This window comes from Dyadobacter arcticus, assembly GCF_011762185.1.
Taxonomy (GTDB): Bacteria; Bacteroidota; Bacteroidia; order Cytophagales; family Spirosomataceae; genus Dyadobacter; species Dyadobacter arcticus.
In genome coordinates this window covers 1,271,029-1,287,458 of record NZ_JAASQJ010000003.1, presented here as the reverse complement: position 1 = coordinate 1,287,458, position 16,430 = coordinate 1,271,029, and the positions used below count along the sequence as shown (strand labels likewise).

14 protein-coding genes are annotated in these 16,430 nt (G+C 42.8%); 7 read left to right on the top strand and 7 right to left on the bottom strand.

Annotated features, from left to right (window positions below):
* Positions 1 to 60: 60 nt before the first annotated feature.
* Positions 61 to 2,481: an ABC transporter permease gene (locus FHS68_RS18845; protein ID WP_167273194.1), complete on the bottom strand. Its 2,421-nt coding sequence runs from the start codon at positions 2,479 to 2,481 to the stop codon at positions 61 to 63.
* 344 nt (positions 2,482 to 2,825) lie between these two features.
* Between FHS68_RS18845 and FHS68_RS18840 the strand changes: the two genes are divergently transcribed.
* A complete protein-coding gene (locus FHS68_RS18840) occupies positions 2,826 to 3,443 on the top strand; it encodes a recombinase family protein (RefSeq protein ID WP_167273192.1) in 618 nt (205 codons plus the stop codon).
* A gap of 85 nt (positions 3,444 to 3,528) precedes the next feature.
* On the opposite strand, the gene FHS68_RS18835 is transcribed toward FHS68_RS18840, so the two are convergent.
* Together FHS68_RS18835 and FHS68_RS26810 are read right to left on the bottom strand one after the other, a co-directional pair.
* Positions 3,529 to 5,931 (bottom strand): ABC transporter permease, encoded by a 2,403-nt coding sequence (locus tag FHS68_RS18835; protein ID WP_262889603.1) that lies wholly within the window; start codon positions 5,929 to 5,931, stop codon positions 3,529 to 3,531.
* A 1,272-nt stretch (positions 5,932 to 7,203) separates the two neighbouring features.
* Entirely contained in the window at positions 7,204 to 7,335 is a 132-nt protein-coding gene (locus FHS68_RS26810; RefSeq protein ID WP_374757520.1) for a hypothetical protein, read from the bottom strand.
* A 28-nt stretch (positions 7,336 to 7,363) separates the two neighbouring features.
* On the opposite strand from FHS68_RS26810, the gene FHS68_RS26805 reads away from it, so the two are divergent.
* From FHS68_RS26805 to FHS68_RS18820, 3 genes are all read left to right on the top strand, one after another.
* Positions 7,364 to 7,504 (top strand): hypothetical protein, encoded by a 141-nt coding sequence (locus FHS68_RS26805; RefSeq protein WP_374757519.1) that lies wholly within the window; start codon positions 7,364 to 7,366, stop codon positions 7,502 to 7,504.
* 85 nt (positions 7,505 to 7,589) lie between these two features.
* Positions 7,590 to 8,147, top strand: coding sequence for a hypothetical protein (locus FHS68_RS18825; protein WP_167273189.1), 558 nt, complete (start codon positions 7,590 to 7,592; stop codon positions 8,145 to 8,147).
* A 2-nt stretch (positions 8,148 to 8,149) separates the two neighbouring features.
* A complete protein-coding gene (locus FHS68_RS18820; RefSeq protein WP_167273186.1) occupies positions 8,150 to 8,461 on the top strand; it encodes a helix-turn-helix transcriptional regulator in 312 nt (103 codons plus the stop codon).
* A 313-nt stretch (positions 8,462 to 8,774) separates the two neighbouring features.
* Here FHS68_RS18820 and FHS68_RS18815 read toward each other — a convergent pair whose 3' ends face one another.
* Positions 8,775 to 10,394 (bottom strand): AIPR family protein, encoded by a 1,620-nt coding sequence (locus tag FHS68_RS18815; RefSeq protein WP_167273183.1) that lies wholly within the window; start codon positions 10,392 to 10,394, stop codon positions 8,775 to 8,777.
* A 414-nt stretch (positions 10,395 to 10,808) separates the two neighbouring features.
* On the bottom strand, positions 10,809 to 11,228 hold the full coding sequence (locus tag FHS68_RS18810) for a helix-turn-helix domain-containing protein (RefSeq protein WP_167273180.1): 420 nt from the start codon (positions 11,226 to 11,228) through the stop codon (positions 10,809 to 10,811).
* A gap of 334 nt (positions 11,229 to 11,562) precedes the next feature.
* On the opposite strand from FHS68_RS18810, the gene FHS68_RS18805 reads away from it, so the two are divergent.
* From FHS68_RS18805 to FHS68_RS18795, 3 genes are read left to right on the top strand one after another with little or no spacing between them, the layout of a single operon-like run.
* Positions 11,563 to 12,348 (top strand): 2Fe-2S iron-sulfur cluster-binding protein, encoded by a 786-nt coding sequence (locus tag FHS68_RS18805; RefSeq protein WP_167273177.1) that lies wholly within the window; start codon positions 11,563 to 11,565, stop codon positions 12,346 to 12,348.
* Positions 12,349 to 12,371: 23 nt separating this feature from the next.
* Positions 12,372 to 13,379: an FAD binding domain-containing protein gene (locus tag FHS68_RS18800; protein WP_167273165.1), complete on the top strand. Its 1,008-nt coding sequence runs from the start codon at positions 12,372 to 12,374 to the stop codon at positions 13,377 to 13,379.
* 20 nt (positions 13,380 to 13,399) lie between these two features.
* Positions 13,400 to 15,520 carry a xanthine dehydrogenase family protein molybdopterin-binding subunit gene (locus FHS68_RS18795; RefSeq protein ID WP_167273162.1) on the top strand — a complete coding sequence of 707 codons (2,121 nt, stop codon included), beginning with the start codon at positions 13,400 to 13,402 and terminating at the stop codon, positions 15,518 to 15,520.
* Positions 15,521 to 15,698: 178 nt separating this feature from the next.
* Here the strand turns inward: FHS68_RS18795 and FHS68_RS18790 are convergent, their stop codons facing one another.
* The gene (locus tag FHS68_RS18790) at positions 15,699 to 15,956 is read right to left on the bottom strand and encodes a hypothetical protein (protein WP_167273159.1); all 258 of its coding nucleotides are present in this window, start codon (positions 15,954 to 15,956) and stop codon (positions 15,699 to 15,701) included.
* 61 nt (positions 15,957 to 16,017) lie between these two features.
* Positions 16,018 to 16,428, bottom strand: a complete 411-nt coding sequence (locus FHS68_RS18785) for a hypothetical protein (protein ID WP_167273157.1) — start codon at positions 16,426 to 16,428, stop codon at positions 16,018 to 16,020.
* Between the last annotated feature and the right edge of the window lie 2 nt (positions 16,429 to 16,430).

The following is a 16,430-nucleotide window of genomic DNA, read 5'->3' as shown; positions in this document are numbered from 1 at the left end:
TAGAAAACTTAAGTTTTATATTATGTTTGCAACGAAAGCAGGTTATTAGTTTCCTAGAAGCTAGTCACTTTTTAGTGACCTTACTGGATTCATTAGCGCAGCTTTAACGCTTTGAAGACTAACTGTCAGCAAAGCAATCCCAATGGCCAGCAGACCCGCTCCAACAAATACCCACCACTCCATCTCAATCTTATAGGCAAAGTCCTGCAGCCATTGGTTCATAGCATACCAAGCCAGGGAACTGGCAATTACAACGGCGATTACGATCAGTTTGAGAAAGTCTTTTGACAGTAAGGTCACTAGGCTGGCGACCGATGCGCCTAATACTTTCCGAATACCAATTTCTTTGGTTCGTTGCTCGGTCGATAATATAACAATAGCAAACAACCCCATGCAAGAGAGCAATATCGCAATACCAGCTGCAATACCATACATCTGTGATTGACGTTCCTCCTGTTTATACCAACGATCGGTATTGTCGTCCAAAAAGGAGGCTAAAAATTCTGATTTGGGCGCAATTTGTCCCCATTCATTTTTAAGAGTTTTCATGACTGATAGCATTCCCTGTGGCGTGGTCCGGATCAGAATATACTGGATCGGGTCACGGAATTGCAAATGTAGCGTCATCGGTTCAATTCGATTTTGTAGGCGATACAAATGAAAGTCGTCAATAACGCCGACAACCTGATAAGGATTGTCATTTTCGCCAGCTTTGAAAATCGTACCAACTTGGTTACCTGGACCTAGTTTTTTGGCCATTGTGGCATTAATTAGAACGGCTGATGTGGAATCTGTTGCAAACGAGGTTGTGAAATCGCGACCAGCCTGAAGGTGTATGCCTAATGTCTTCAAATAATCATAATCGACTCGTAACCAATCGGTTACAACTTCCTTTCCGTTAAACATAAACCCCATACGGCTCTGTGACTCGCCTCCGTCCAGGCCGCTACCGATGTTTATCGCCGTACCACTGACAGCCATAACCTGGGGGTTGTTGGCCAGCCGATTGCGGAGTTGGCGTAACGCAGCCACTCCGTTTATTTCATCGCCCACGGGGAGGCTAATCACTTGCTCTTCAATAAATCCCAATGGCTTATCCCGCAGGTAATGCAGTTGGCGAAGGACAATAAACGTGCATATAATGAGGGTACAGGCAATTGCAAACTGAGTAATAATCAAGCTGTTTCTCAGTCCACTTAGCTTACCATTGGTAAGGACTCCTTTTAAGACATTGACCGTTGAAAAACGGGCTATTCGAAGGGCTGGATAGCCTCCTGCTAGTAAGGTAATTAGTCCTAATCCAACTGCAATAGTTAATATCATTAGCGGGTTGGTCAGCAGAGCCAGTGAAAGTTTGGCGTTAAACAGCGTATTGAAATAGGGTAACAGCAAAGCCGCTAACCCAACACCTAGCAATAAGCTTAGACTACAAATAAGTATAGCTTCACCCCATAATTGCGCAAACAACTGACTTTTCTGCGCACCTAAGGATTTGCGTACCCCAACTTCCCGAGCCCGAGTGAATGATTGAGCGAGAGTCAGGTTAATGAAGTTGATAAGGGCAATTAATAAAATAACTGTACTGATAGTTATAAGTATGTACAAATATCTCCGACCTGTCTGTTGGCCCACTGTTAAATGGGTGTTAAAGTGAACATCTGTGAGTGGTTGCATTCCTACTGTCACCACGCTGCCATGTTCATCCGGCCGGGCACCGTTCTTGGTCAGATCACGAATTAGTTCCTGAAAGTAGGTATTGGCAAAGGCCCGGAGCCGTTTATCAATCTCTTCGGGGCTGGTGCCTGGCTTCAAGCTTACATAGGCGGTGTGGTTCCGATTATTCCATTGTCTCTTATTTTCGGTGTAATTAGGCTGGTTTTCAATGCGGATAAAAGCATCGTATTGCAGGGACGAGTTTGCCGGAGCATCAGCCACAACGCCCGTAACAATAAACGTCTTGGGTTCACCAAACCCTCTAATCAGTACAGATTTGCCTAGCGGATTATTTGTTCCAAATACATCCTTGGCCATCTTTTCACTAATAACTAAATTACTCAGACTGTTTAGTGCTGTACTGGCGTTTCCTTGCCGCATGGGGAATGAAAACAGGGTCAGTATATCTGGATCCGCACAGCGGATGTCTTTTGTTAGCTCTTTCGTTTGGTAGGAGATTTTACCGCTAGATGCTATAAAGCGAGTTGCTTTACTGATCTCAGGGAACTCTGCTTTCAGTGTGGGAATGAATGGATAAGGCACTGATGCCGCTTTATATGTGCTTTCAGCCTCGTTAAATATTAAGTAAGGGCGAAAGATATAAGAAGCGTTTTTATGAAAGCGGTCGTAGGAGAACTCGAAGTAGGCCGACAGCAAGAGTAGCGTGCTGGCGCTAAAGGCCACCATCAGACCTATTATGTTGGTTGCTGAATGGCTTTTTTGCTTCCAGAGATTTCGCCAAGCGATTTTTACATAGTTTTCTAACATGATTGTCTTGTGTTTGAATGTATGCGATCTTGAGGTACTCAACTTTTATACCTAATCACTAAAAGTAGCTGTATGCGTCTGTAAGAATGAAAAGCCAAATTTTTTTGTACGATTTCGGACATATTCTGCCGGGAATGTCCGCTTCTATGAGTGATGGCAGAATAAGTTGATACCTACCGTGGTGTTCGCTTTGCCCTAACAATTGGGGAGAAAGTAGTAGCACAAAATTATAAAATAAACGTTCGTATAAACAGTAAGGATAATTTAGCAAAAAGGCTTTAATATTACATTGCTATTGTTATAAAATAAATCTGATAATTAGGTTTTCATCTAATCATTTAAAAATGCCTCGAAATATCGCCTACTTACGTGTCTCGACCCTGGACCAAGACCTTGAAAAGAACAAAGCCGACATACTGCACCTGGCTAATGAGAAAAATTTAGGAAAAGTCGAGTTTGTCCAGGAAAAAGTTTCCGGGAAAGTTTCTTGGCGTAACCGCAAAATAGGTCCCATTCTAGATGAGCTTAAAAAAGGAGATGTGATATTGCTTAGTGAATTTTCCAGACTTGGCAGATCTATGCTTGAAGTGATGGAAATAATATCAATCGCCATGCAGAAGGGTATCCGGATCTACACAGTGAAAGGTGCTTGGCAACTTGATGACTCAATCCAGAGTAAAGTGATGGCTATGGTTTTTGCCATGGCATCGGAAATTGAAAGAGACCTGATCAGCAAGCGGACGAAAGAGTCTCTCGCAGCCAAAAAATTATCCGGAATCAAACTAGGCAGGCCAACTGGGCCAGGAAAAAGCAAACTTGATCAGTTTCGGCCTGAGATCGAAGCATTGCTGCTCAATGGCTCGAGTCAAAAGTACATTGCAGACCGTTACCGGGTGACGGAAGCAACCCTGTCAAACTGGATTAAAAAGAATGCCATCAAAAAATATCAGAAAGCGGCATGACAGACATTAATAGTTGTTGGATATCAGGCAAAAGTTATCCTACCTAAATCAGGAAGTAGTCAGGTGACCATTGTTCATTTTGAGGCTAATCACTTTTTAGCGATCTCACAGGATTCATTAATGCCGCTTTTATGCTTTGAAAACTGACCGTAATCAGGGCAATACCCACCGCTAGCCCCGCCGCCAGCACAAACACCCACCACTCGATGTTGATCCGGTAACTGAAGTCTTCCAACCAACGGTTCATCATATACCAGGCAATTGGCGAGGCGATCAGGATGGCATATAGTACAGGTTTGAGAAAATCTCTAGATAGTAGTGTCACAATGCTTGCCACTGAGGCCCCCAGCACCTTTCGAACACCAATTTCTTTGGTGCGTTGCTCGGCTGTAAATGTGGCCAGACCAAATAAACCCAGACAGGAAATGAGGATAGCAATTGTTGTAAATACTGTAAAAAGCACTTGAACCCTATGTTCAGTCCGATACATGTCGTCAAAACTTTCATTTAAAAAAGAGTATTCAAAAGGCTGGCCCGGTGATATTTTTTTCCATTTACTTTCCAAAGCGGATAGTAAGGATACCATATCTTCGGTTTCCAGTCTTAACGATAGCGCATCACTATTTCTGCCCGCGACAATATCTGTATCCAGCATAAAGCACAAGGGTTCAATCTTAGTTCGTAGCGATTCGTAATGGAAATCTTTGACTACGCCTATAATTGTTAACTGCTCACCACCTTGTTTGTGAATGGTTTTGCCTACCGGCTGTTTATAGCCAAGCTGCTTGGCAGCGCTTTTGTTAATTACTACACGAGCTGAATCAGTCACCTGCCCCTTTATGAAATAGCGGCCTTGGAGTAACTTCATTTTATAGGTTGCCAAGTAGTCGTCATCTACTTCCCATTCCTGCATAATCACTGAGTATTTCTGATCAGTCTGACCCTGGGGATACCAATAATCGCCGCTGCGTTTGGAGGTAACAGGAAGAAAACTACTTATCGTCGCAGCTTTTACTTTGCTATTCTGTAATGCAATTTCCTTAAAAGTTCGAAGCTGGTGGTCAGGGACTTCTGTTGTCTTTAGGATGAGAATCTGTTCCTTTTCAAAACCCAGGTTTTTTCTTTGGATAAAATGCATCTGCTGGTTAATGAGTAAAGTTCCGATGATTAACAGCACGGACATTGCGAATTGAAACACAACAAGCGAGCTGCGCAGGTTTTGCCCATTGGGCAGTGATCCCAGTATGCCTTTTATAGCGGTAGCTGGTTGAAACGATGAGAGATAAAAAGCAGGATAAATACCTGCCATTATGCCAATTAAAGCCGTGAACGACAAGAGCCCGATCGCGCTTGGGATATTCAGGAGCTCAGATATTGATAGACTTTCAGCAGTCAAAGTATTAAAAAGAGGCAATAAGGCCAAGACCATTACCAATGCACCGAGCATGGATATGAAAGCTATCAACACGGATTCGGACAAGAATTGCGATATCAAACCTTTTCGGTTAGATCCGAGTACCTTCCGAACTCCAATTTCCCTGGCTCGCTTAATGGAGCGGGCCGTTGTCAGATTAATGAAATTGACAACAGCAATCAGTAAGATAAACAATCCGATACCAGTGAAGATATACACATACTCTATACTGCCGTTTGGCGTTAGCTCGCCTGCCCTTGTGGAATGTAGGTGAATATCAGTTAGCGGCATCAATGAATATCGAAAGTAGTTTCCTTTCTTTCGTGCTTCGGCTAATGATGTGTTAAAGAACCGCCTGAGAGCAGGATCCATGTAGGTCTGTAATATCGTTTCAAATTTGGCTTCAACTGCTCGTGGATTAGTCCCTGGCCTGAGTAAAATATAGGTATTAAAAATATGATTACCCCCCTTATCGACTTTTGCATTTTTAGTTTCCCACAGTGGTAAAATGAAATCTACTTGAAAATGCGATCGCACCGGTATGTCCTTGGTAATAGCACTCACTTGTTTTGATTCTTGGTTGTTAAAAATCAAAACTTTATTCAAAGCCTTAGCTGTACCAAAATATTTTTTGGCCATCCGTTCCGTAATGATAACGGAATTAGGCTGGGCTAATGCCATTTTTGGATTGCCGGCGAGCACCGGCAGCGTAAAGACGTTAAACAAGGTAGAGTCGGCAAGTAAAACAGCCTGTTCACGGATATTTTCACGAGTGCTTCTAACTAAGCAGCTTTGATAGATGCCAAGTCTGACAGCTTCTTCAACTTCTGGAATGTCCCGCTTTAAAGTCGCGCCGAGTGGCGTAGGTGCAGCAGCCGTTTGTAACCCTTGCAGTGAAAAACTGATGTCACTATTAACTCGATATATACGATCTGCTTTTTGGTTGAAACGGTCAAAGCTCAACTCATTGTTAATGTAAAGTCCGATTATTAGGACCACGGTGAGTGCCATAGCCAAACCAATTATTGTAATGGCAGAGTACCATTTGTTCTGACCCAGACTGCGTCGGGCCATTTTGATATGGTTTTGTATCAAGAGAGTAGGCTGTTATAAGTGACTTAGATTTCCGAACCTGTACGCAAAGTCCAACTATTGTGCCATGGATACCAATCAGCCTAGGGATACCGTAAAGAGCTATGCAGGTATGGTAAATGTCCAGTTTCGAACAGTATTTAGATTAATGTCGGATTTTAGTGAAACGCAATGAATTCAATGGGAATGCCCGAACTTCATGTACGTCAGTCTTAAAATGTTATCTCAAAAATCAACGTCTCAAATTATTATATTGAGTTGAATTTTTGAGATGATTGAATGATATTCGGATACGCCAGGGTTTCCAATCATGATCAGAACTTAGATCTCCAGCTTAATGGGCTTCGAAAGGTTGGGTGTGACCGCAAACATGAAGGTAGGAGTGAGGCGATAAATCGAGATCATAGATTTTCTTAAACTTCTATTTAACATAAGAAAAGTTATGACGCATGGGAATGTAAGTTATGGGAAACAAAATAGACATTTAGTGGTGACTCTCAGCCATTATCTTGCGTTAAAACATCCAAAATATTATATTTATCCTAGGATTTGCAGTCCAACAAATTCCGGTGAGTAAATCGAGAGTAGCCAAAATTGCCAAACGTAACGTGCTTATAATTAGGTAATTGCTTGCAAGGTTCTGCACTCGTTGGGTGCACCAGATAGCTTACCAAAAACAATCAAAACCCTGCAAATCAATGATTTACAGGGTTTTTGTTTTTTGAAAAAGTGTCAAACTATGCAATTGGTGACAAAATTCTGGTGAGCAAATCGAGACTCGATACACAGACTTCAAAGTGCTCACCAGATTGCTTGTAAATAATTGATTTGCAACCTGTTTACTATTTAAACATCTTGATTTTGGGTCACCCTCGCGTCAGCCATGTACATCAATGGCTCGTTTAAATATGTTCTATTGGGTTTTTCAATAGCTGCCTTTCTGATTTTTATTCTCAAAATTGCTAACCGAGATAAAACGACCTAACATAATGCACCTTAAATAGCCTAATCGATACTCACATATCCCTCCCCGGAAAATAGTGTGCGCTTAGCGAAGCAGTCGGCCTATTTTGGGAAACCTAATTATGGGGCTTTCCCCGCCGGCCTTTCCTTTATTACGTTGCTTCCACTACTTGCTTGCCCAGCGCCTGAATGGAGCGCCATAATTCATTCAATCACTATCTCGACCAAGGTAATGATGGAAAGCTTCGCGAATGTCTCAAACTTGTATCAGGTAGCAGAAATTGAGTTTATCTACAAAACCAACGCATAAGCAAGCCAGCGTCCTAAAATAGCATAGTCCAGAGATGCGTACAATGTACTGATCCAAAGCTGGAACCCCGACAGCGGAAGCTCCGTCGCACTTGAATTTATTGAAGAGTTCAAGATACTGCTATTAAACAATGCCAGCCGGGTGCTAGGTATTTTTGAAGTTTCCAAAGGAGGGATTTCAGGCGCAAGTGCTGATGTCAGGATCGTTTTTGCAGCTGCTTTGAAAGCCAATTTTGATGGGGGCTACCTCAGCACGCATATTAAAAATAAGGTTTTAATCTGATTTTTTGAAAATTTCGCTAGCTTTGAGAATTCGTATCTGACAGTTTATACACACATTATCGACCCGCAAACGTGCGGTAGTATCCATGAAGATTGTTGAGCTTATACGCATTGTTCCCGAGACGCTTTGGGCGGCTCGGTTTGAAGGAAATGAAGAAAACGAATTCGACCGCACATTCAACTGCTGGGAAAATTCGGAGTATTTGGATGCATTTTTTACCACGCACGAGCAGGATCTGGTTAAAGATTTTTACGGTTATTGCTCAGTAAGCCAGGCTGTTTCTATTACAATGTCGGAAGCCGATGCATTTGAAAAACAGCTTTTGAGCGTAGCACAAGGACAGGATTTGGAAAAGAGACTGGGAGATATTTTCAAGCCATTGGATAAAACTGCGAGAATCAAAATCGTAAATGAAAAAAGCAAAGCCTACGGAACAGGCGCAAAATCGTGGCTCCGAATTTACGCTGTTAGACTTAACTACGACTTTTTTGTAATCTCCGGCAGCGCTATCAAACTGACAAAAACAATGAACGAGCGCGAACATTTAAAAGAAGAACTCGAAAAGCTAAATGTGCTCATGAGATTTTTGAAAGAACTGAATATTGAAACCGTAGAAGATTGGGGATACATAGATTTTGAATGACTATGCAAACGAGAGAAGATATATTACAAAAATTGGAATCAGTCACCGCTGCCGAATCCAGCAAATGGAAAGAGCGCGCAGCCCGCAAAGCCGAAAATCCCAAAGCCCTTGAAAAGTCGAGGATTATCGCGATTAATATCCTCGCCCAATTGCGAAAACTTGGAATGAGCCAAAAGGATTTGGCGGAGAAATTGCAGGTGACGCCTCAAACTGTGAATTCCTGGGTGAAAGGGAATAGCAATTTTACGATTGAGACGATTGTGCGGATTGAGGAGGTTTTGGGGGTTGAGTTGATTGGGGTTAGGGTGGGATAAATAATATGCATGTTAATATTGGCTTATTTATTATAGTCGGATATTAGTCAACTCAATACTCTTTATCATATTGTTTTTTATTCCTAGTTTCATTTCATCTAGATAAATTTTAACGATAATTAAGTTAAAGATTACTAGCTACTTTTTTGATAAAATGCAACTAAATCGTTTTGGAGAGTTGTTCCTTTAAAATAGGCACTCCAATTGGCTTCAATGATCTTATTGCCAGTTGTCTTGTCAAAAACTTCATGAAAATATCGTTTATTTTTAGGAGATGATCTTGCGAAATTCTGAAATGAGTCCCATTTTTTAATCACAGATTAATTTCAAGGTCAATTACTTTCTCAAAGTCATCTTTGCTAAGTGTTGATACATACTTTTGAGATACGATAGTTGTTACTGCAAACCTTCCATAGGATGTTGCGAGTCCGGAAGTACTGGATTTGTATTTTGGTAACTGAACATAGGTTATATAAGCAAACATATATTTCCTGTACGAATCTGAGTCTGGTAGAATACTTGAGAATTTCGATGGAATAAATAACTTGAGCTGGCCGGATAGTGATTCATTTGGTTTTCCTTGGGCCGCTAAACACACCTTCAGAAATAGCTCGCGATCAATTATCATGTTTCTAGATATATATTCGTTTCGAATTCCATCACCAAACTCACCGCGTTTTCGCTCATAATAATACCCGAATTCTTCAAATATTTTCTGCTGTAATTCAATCTGAACTCTATCATTAGCTCTTCTATCCGCTTCATTTACAGGAGACTGTTGGTTTGTTGCTTTTGATATTTCTTCAATTAAAGATAGTTTTTCTCCTGCTTTTTTAGCCGAAGGATCGCCTTCATCACTAAATGTAATTATTTTAAGTAGTACCTCTTTGTCTTCAAAAATTTCAAGTGGGGATCCATCTTTAAGACAGGTTTCATAAATCCGACTTAATGTATATGCGGTTTGTCCGCCATTAATTATTTGCGGATTTGTTACCATTACTTCAGCCTTATTTCTTTTGCCAACTTTATCACTGTGCTTTGTGTGATCCGATAACATTGTTATTCCATTATTAAACAGAGCAAACTCGTTAGTCTTAATTTTTCTTATTGATTTTTCAATTTCACTATTTACGCTTCCAGCAGCAAGGTCTAAATAACTTCTTGGATTGAATTTAAGTATCGAATTTTTATATCGCGACACGATTTTTGCAATTTCTAAAGTTGGAACAAAAAATGCATTAACATTACATTCGTCAAACTGAGTTTTAACATTATAGTCAATTCTATGTCCTGTGTTGGTACTTTCTAGATTTATAGTGATTTTGAGCTCTGATACGTTATAAAAAGTACCCGACACAAGTGGAAAAAGCAGTTCCTGATAGCATCTGTCATAGTTATAGATTTCAGCATTAAATCCGACTATTTTATTTATGCTTGTTTGTAGTGAATTTTTGACGTTAGCTATAATTATTACTCTGTAATTATATCTAGGTAAGTCGGATATTTCTTGCAGTTCTCTAATGAATGCCTGTATTTTACCATTATATTTTGCACCAGTTTCGTAACTATGTTCGCCCGACGTGACGCGATTTATGTCCATCGATAGTATTTCTTCGAGAGTGATCTCTTTATTTTCGAAATTTTTCTCGTTCGTACGAAATTTCGATTGTATGATGAATAGATCTTTTTTGTCTTTGTCTATGTAGTAGCCATCGATTCCACCATCATCAATATCGTCGGTAATGAACCTTTCACGTTCGGAAAAGTCTATTTGACCAAATTTTACCTTTAGGAATAAGTGTATAAATGCTCGTGCTCTGGCACTACTGATTTGCTCAGAAGTAGCAACTCGTAGGTTATATCGGGTATTCTTGGCGGGTGCTTCGTAACAGATTTTGTCAAGGACTTTGACTAGTTCTAAATATTTACTCATAATTGCCTTAAATATTTTCTGAAAGGTGAACCAATGCGTGAATCAATCTCTAAATTTAGTATAGTCAAGGCGACTTGATGGTATCTGACTATGAATAAGAGTAACAACTGTCTATTTCGAAAAGTTAGTATGATACTGTCATTAAAAGTCGGTTCGAATTAATGCTGTTCCTATCTGGCAATTTTTTGTGGTAGATGTAATTGGTTTTCCAATCAGATTTACCATCACACCAAAATCTGTAAATATCGTATTCATTTTACTTCATTTTGTCTTATAGAGAATTCTGAAAAATCTCTGCTATGATGGTGAGGTTAAAATGGGTTCAGAATTTAGATCTATTAGAATGCAGGGTAAACGAATCTCGTTATACAATCCTGAATGATGTACCATATGTTGTTAACATGTGAATCTCAACTACCTCCCCCCAATTAACCGCTCCAACCGCCCCATCATCTCATCCTTCTCCTTCAACATCCGCTCATAAAGTGCCATCTTTTCTTCATGAAGTTTTAAGACCGCATCAATAGGATTGTTGTAGTTATTGATCAGCGTACCTAGCTGAGAGTTGTCGTTGAAAGTGCTGGAAATTACAGTGATAGCCTGTTGTTCATCAAAATTCCGAATCGCATCAGCCGGAATTTTTAAAATCGCTGCAACTTGTTCCAAAATATCAGAATCGATCTTTTCTCTTTGTTCAAGTAGAGAGACCTTTTGCTGGTTCCAATCTTCGCCGAGCTCAAATGCCAAATAATCTTGCTTGATTTGGAGCATCTCTCTAAAACGCTTCAAGTTACGTCCTTCGTGGATCTTTGGATTGGAGGTAGTATGTGCCATGTGGAAAGGGTGTTTGGTTAAAAAAAGCAATTTATATAAAACTCCCGGGAAGTGCCCGGATATCTTACAGGCTTTGCGATGTAACCTACCGAGCATAGGTGTTGTGTACCTGGATGCATTTGGGAAAGGTTCCTGGTCACAGAAATCGATGTTATTTGTTTTGATTTTAAATCAATGCGCTTTACGTAGAATGCTTGCGGTTTGGTACAGTTATTTCAATGTTTATGATTACAACTCGCCGTCGAAAGTTTCAATTTCTCTTTGATCCATTCGCGTAGTAATTACTCCTCCCAAGCTTTCTAAATTATATCAAGATTCCACAAATTCAATTAGGATGGAAGAAAACGAATCACCGCAACTGACTAAGGACGAGAAGAAACTGTTCGAAGATCTGATGCCGGAAGACCTGAACGAAATTCTGGTTCATGGCGTAAACAGGAGGCATTTTTTGAAATTAATGACATTGGCTGGGGGAGGAATGCTCGCCTGGCAGTCGGCCGTTGCAGAGCAGGTGCTGACCAGGCCATTCAGCGCCCTCACATCATCCGATTTTTCGCCTGCAAACATTGAAAACGGAGTTAATCTATCTTTCAAGGTCAATGGGGCAGCCAAGAAGCTGATGGTTGATTCCAGAATGACGTTACTCGACACCCTCCGTGAAAGACTGGAACTTACCGGCTCTAAAAAAGGCTGTGACCACGGCCAATGCGGCGCATGTACCGTGATTGTGGATGGACGCCGCGTACTGTCGTGCCTCACATTAGCCGCAAGCTGCGAGGGGCGATCGGTAAAAACAATTGAAGGCATCGCGCAGGGCAATGAATTGCATCCCATTCAATCCGCCTTCATCAAACATGATGGTTTCCAATGTGGCTTCTGCACGCCCGGGCAAATCTGCTCTGCGGTGGCTGTAATGGACGAAGCCAAAAATGGTGAAGTAAGCTGCGTGACCGAAGATGTCCGTCAAACAGCATCCCCTATCAAGCTTTCCAACGAAGAAATCAGCGAGCGAATGTCGGGAAATTTATGCCGCTGCGGCGCGTACCCGAATATTGTAGCGGCCATTCAGGAGGTGCATAGCGGGAAAGAGGTTGCACAAACTTGGGAATTCAGGGGGTAGGGTAACATCACAAACAGGACATCATGAGACCATTTAAATATACTAATGCAAAAGACGTTACCGCCGCTGCAAAAATGCTGGCGGCCAATCCTGATGCGAAATTTCTGGCAGGCGGGACCAATTTGCTGGATCTGATGAAAGAAGATGTGGAGCAGCCAAATGAGCTGATCGACATCACCCGACTGGCGCTGGCTGACATAAAGCTCATATCCTCGGGAACCAACAAAGGTGGAACTTCTATTGGCGGCCTGGGCAAGAACACTGCTGCGGCCAATCATCCGCTGATCCGTCAAAATTATCCGCTGTTGACGCAGGCCATACTTGCGGGGGCGTCGGGACAGATCCGGAATATGGCGACCAATGGTGGTAACCTGCTCCAACGGACACGCTGTTCCTACTTTTTCGACGTGGCCATGCCTTGCAATAAACGCGAGCCAGGATCAGGCTGTGGCGCGATGGAAGGCATTAACCGGATGCATGCCATTTTTGGCTGGTCCGAAAAATGCGTTGCTGTGTATCCGTCTGATATGGCCGTCGCACTGGCTGCGCTGGACGCCGTTGTGAAAGTCAGGAATGCAAGCGGCCAGGAACGAACCATTCTTTTGGCGGATTTCCACCGTTTGCCAGGGGATACGCCCGAAAAAGATACCAATCTGAGCCACGGTGAAATCATTACGGCCATTGAGTTGCCCAAAAATAATTTTGCTGATAAATCCTATTACCTCAAAGTCCGCGACCGTGCTTCCTACGCATTTGCCCTGGTATCGGTGGCAGCCGCACTGGAAATGAATGGCAACAAGATCGCACAGGCCAGAATTGCGATGGGCGGTGTGGCGCACAAGCCATGGAGGGCCTTTCAGGCAGAAAAAATGCTCGTCGGAAAGGAGGCGACCGAAGCAAATTTCAGGCTGGCGGCCGAGGCGGAGATGGCGGATGCAAAGCCACTGGAACACAATAAATTTAAAGTAGAACTTGGAAACCGCAGCATTGTCTTGGCCCTTCAAATGGCTATCAACGGCGGCAAATCCTGAGCTATAACCACAGAATTCCCATGCAAGAAAAAGAAAAAGTAACGGGTACTCCCGTCAGCCGCATTGACGGGATATTGAAAGTAACCGGAAAAGCAGACTATTCTACGGACCATCCGGTTAAGAATGTTGCTTATGCGGTGCTATTTAAAAGCACCATTGCAGCCGGAAGGATCAAAGATATTGACACGGCGGCTGCGGAAAAATCACCTGGTGTGCTCTCGGTCATTACTTACAAAAACGCTCCAAAACTGAACTTAAAAGGCGGGATACGGGGCGGATCCATGCTGCAGAGCCCTGATGTTGAGTTTTTTGGACAACATATAGGTCTCGTTGTTGCTGAAACCTTTGAGCAAGCCAGGCATGCAGCAGATCTGATCGTTGTGGATTATGAGAAAAAAGAGGCAAAAACTGATTTCGAAAAACTGCATCAGCAAGGTGCTAAGCCAAAAGACAAGGAGGATGAAAAGCGTGGCGACGTAAAAGCCGCGCTGGACAGTGCTGAATTCAAAGTGGAAGAAACTTACGCGACGCCCATCTATCACCATCATCCGCTGGAACCGCACGCTACCATTGCCGAGTGGCAAGGTGAAAATGTGATCCTTTATAACAGTTCGCAAATAATAAACGGCGCGCAAAACGCCGCAGCATCGACTCTTAATCTGAAGCCGGAAAATGTGCGAATTATATCGCCCTACATTGGGGGCGGATTTGGTTCTAAAGGCGGGCAGTGGGGAAACCTGGTACTTGCCGCGGTGGCTGCGAAAATGGTCAATCGACCCGTTAAACTCGCCCTTACCCGCCAGCAAATGGTGAATTCAGTGGGACTGCGCCAGCGAAATTACCAGAAAGTGGCCCTGTCGGCAACAAAGGACGGAAAGCTAGCTTCTTTATCGCATGAAATCACAACGCACTCCGCTATTAAGGAAGAATTTGTAGAACCCTGCGGCGACTGCTCGAAGGTAATGTACGATGTGCCCAATTTGCTTATCAGTTATCGCGTTGTGGCGATGAACATGATTCTACCGACTTATACGCGCGGTCCGGGAAAATCCACAGGAAGTTTTGCGCTGGAATCGGCCATGGATGAACTGGCTTTTAAGCTGAATATGGACCCTATCCAGTTGCGCATTAAAAACGAACCGGAACGTGACCCTTCGAATGGCAAACCGTGGTCGTCGCGAACGACAGTTCAATGTTTGCAGGAAGGAGCAAAGGCTTTTGGCTGGGAAAAGCGGAAAGCACAGCCCCGCCAGAACCAGCTGGGAAATGAACTGATCGGATATGGCGTTGCCTGCGGCACTTATCCCGCACATCAAAGGCCGAGTTCAGCAATTGTGAAATTAAAACGGGATGGAGAAGATGTCACCGCGACCATTGAACTGGCCGCCGCGGATCTTGGAACAGGCACTTACACGATTCTTGCACAAACTGCGGCCGATTCATTGGATTTGCCAATTGATAAAATTATCGTCAAAATCGGTGATTCCGATCTCCCTCCTGCGGCCGGAGCTGTGGGGTCCGTAGGAGCAACCAGTTACGCTAATGTGGTCAATGATGCCTGCATTAAAATCACCGATGAACTAATCGCCAGATCGGGAAAACAGTTTTTTACACGCCCGACTGCCGCGCAATTAATGGTTTCTGAAAAAGTTGATAATATACAAACCAGGGCGGATTCCAAACCACCGGAAAATGCGGAAGATTATTCGTCCCACAGCTTCAATGCCAATTTCGCAGAGGTCCGGGTGAATATTTCTACTGGAATGGTCAAAGTTTCCCGATTTCTGGCTGTAACCGGGGCAGGAAAAATCCTGAATCCAAAAACAGCACGTTCCCAGATCATCGGAGGCAATGTATGGGGAATCGGTATGGCGCTGACGGAGGAGTCCGTGGTGGATCCGCGCTGGGGAAATTTCGTGACCCGGTCATTAGGAGATTATCACGTTCCGGCAAATCTGGATATCGGAACAATGGAAGCCATTTTTATCAGAGAGGAAGATAAATTTGGCAATAAGCTGGGGGTTAAAGGAATTGGTGAAGTCGGAATTGTGGGTGTAGCCGCCGCGGTCGCCAATGCTGTTTTTAATGCTACCGGAAAAAGGGTTAGAGAGCTCCCTATTACGCCCGATAAATTGCTGTGACGCTTTCGTTTGAAGGTAAACCTTCGGACAAACTATTTTAGGCCTCGGGCCGGTGGGGTATAGTGACCGAGCTACAACTCGGCCGGAGGCCTTGGAACAAGTGAGGCTATATTGTTTTTTAGTATCTATCAAAAGCGGCAGGTTTGCCGTTTTGTCGGCAGGCTTCCAGCTAATGGATTCAATATGCTGGTAAGGAAATCAGTTTAGCATTTTCGCCGAGCACCTCGCCTTTCAGTGTTAGGGACAAGGCATTTTTTGAAAGCAATTCCTGATTATTACCTGTAATAGCGTAATAGATTATATCGCCCAGGCCAATTGATATTTTTAAACCTGCATTTGGAGACGCTAAATCAAACGGCTTGTCTTGCGCGCGAATCTGGGCGGACAGTCCCGAAAGTAGTACAAAGCATACAACAAGTTTATTGATCAAATTCATAGATTATTGGTTATTAACTAATCAAATTCCAATTGCCCTGACCTCAGACAAGCGGCAATCATTACTTAATCTGGATTACGATCTTTTCTTTTTCCAGCAGGGAAATCCTTATTGGATACTCAATGAAATCCTGATCTTTATCGTAAATAATGCGCAAACGGTCAGGTTGCCTTCCAAGTTCTGACAGCCATTTTGCATTTAGGAGGGTAAAGGCACTCTTGTCTGTAATCGATATTTCCGAGAGCGCCTTCATCGATTGCAGGTAATAGGTGTATTCAGCGAGCGCATCGGGATTTTTGGTGCTCGCGTTATTTGCCAGGTCAATTATAATCGTTGCTATCCACGGAAAATCTTGTCTTACCATCAAATAAAACCTTTTGAAGGACAAGTTTTTGAGGATTTCCTGCTGACCTAGTTTCACATATTCAAAGGCGTGTTTTCCCAATAAAGGAACCGTTTTCAATGTGTTCATTT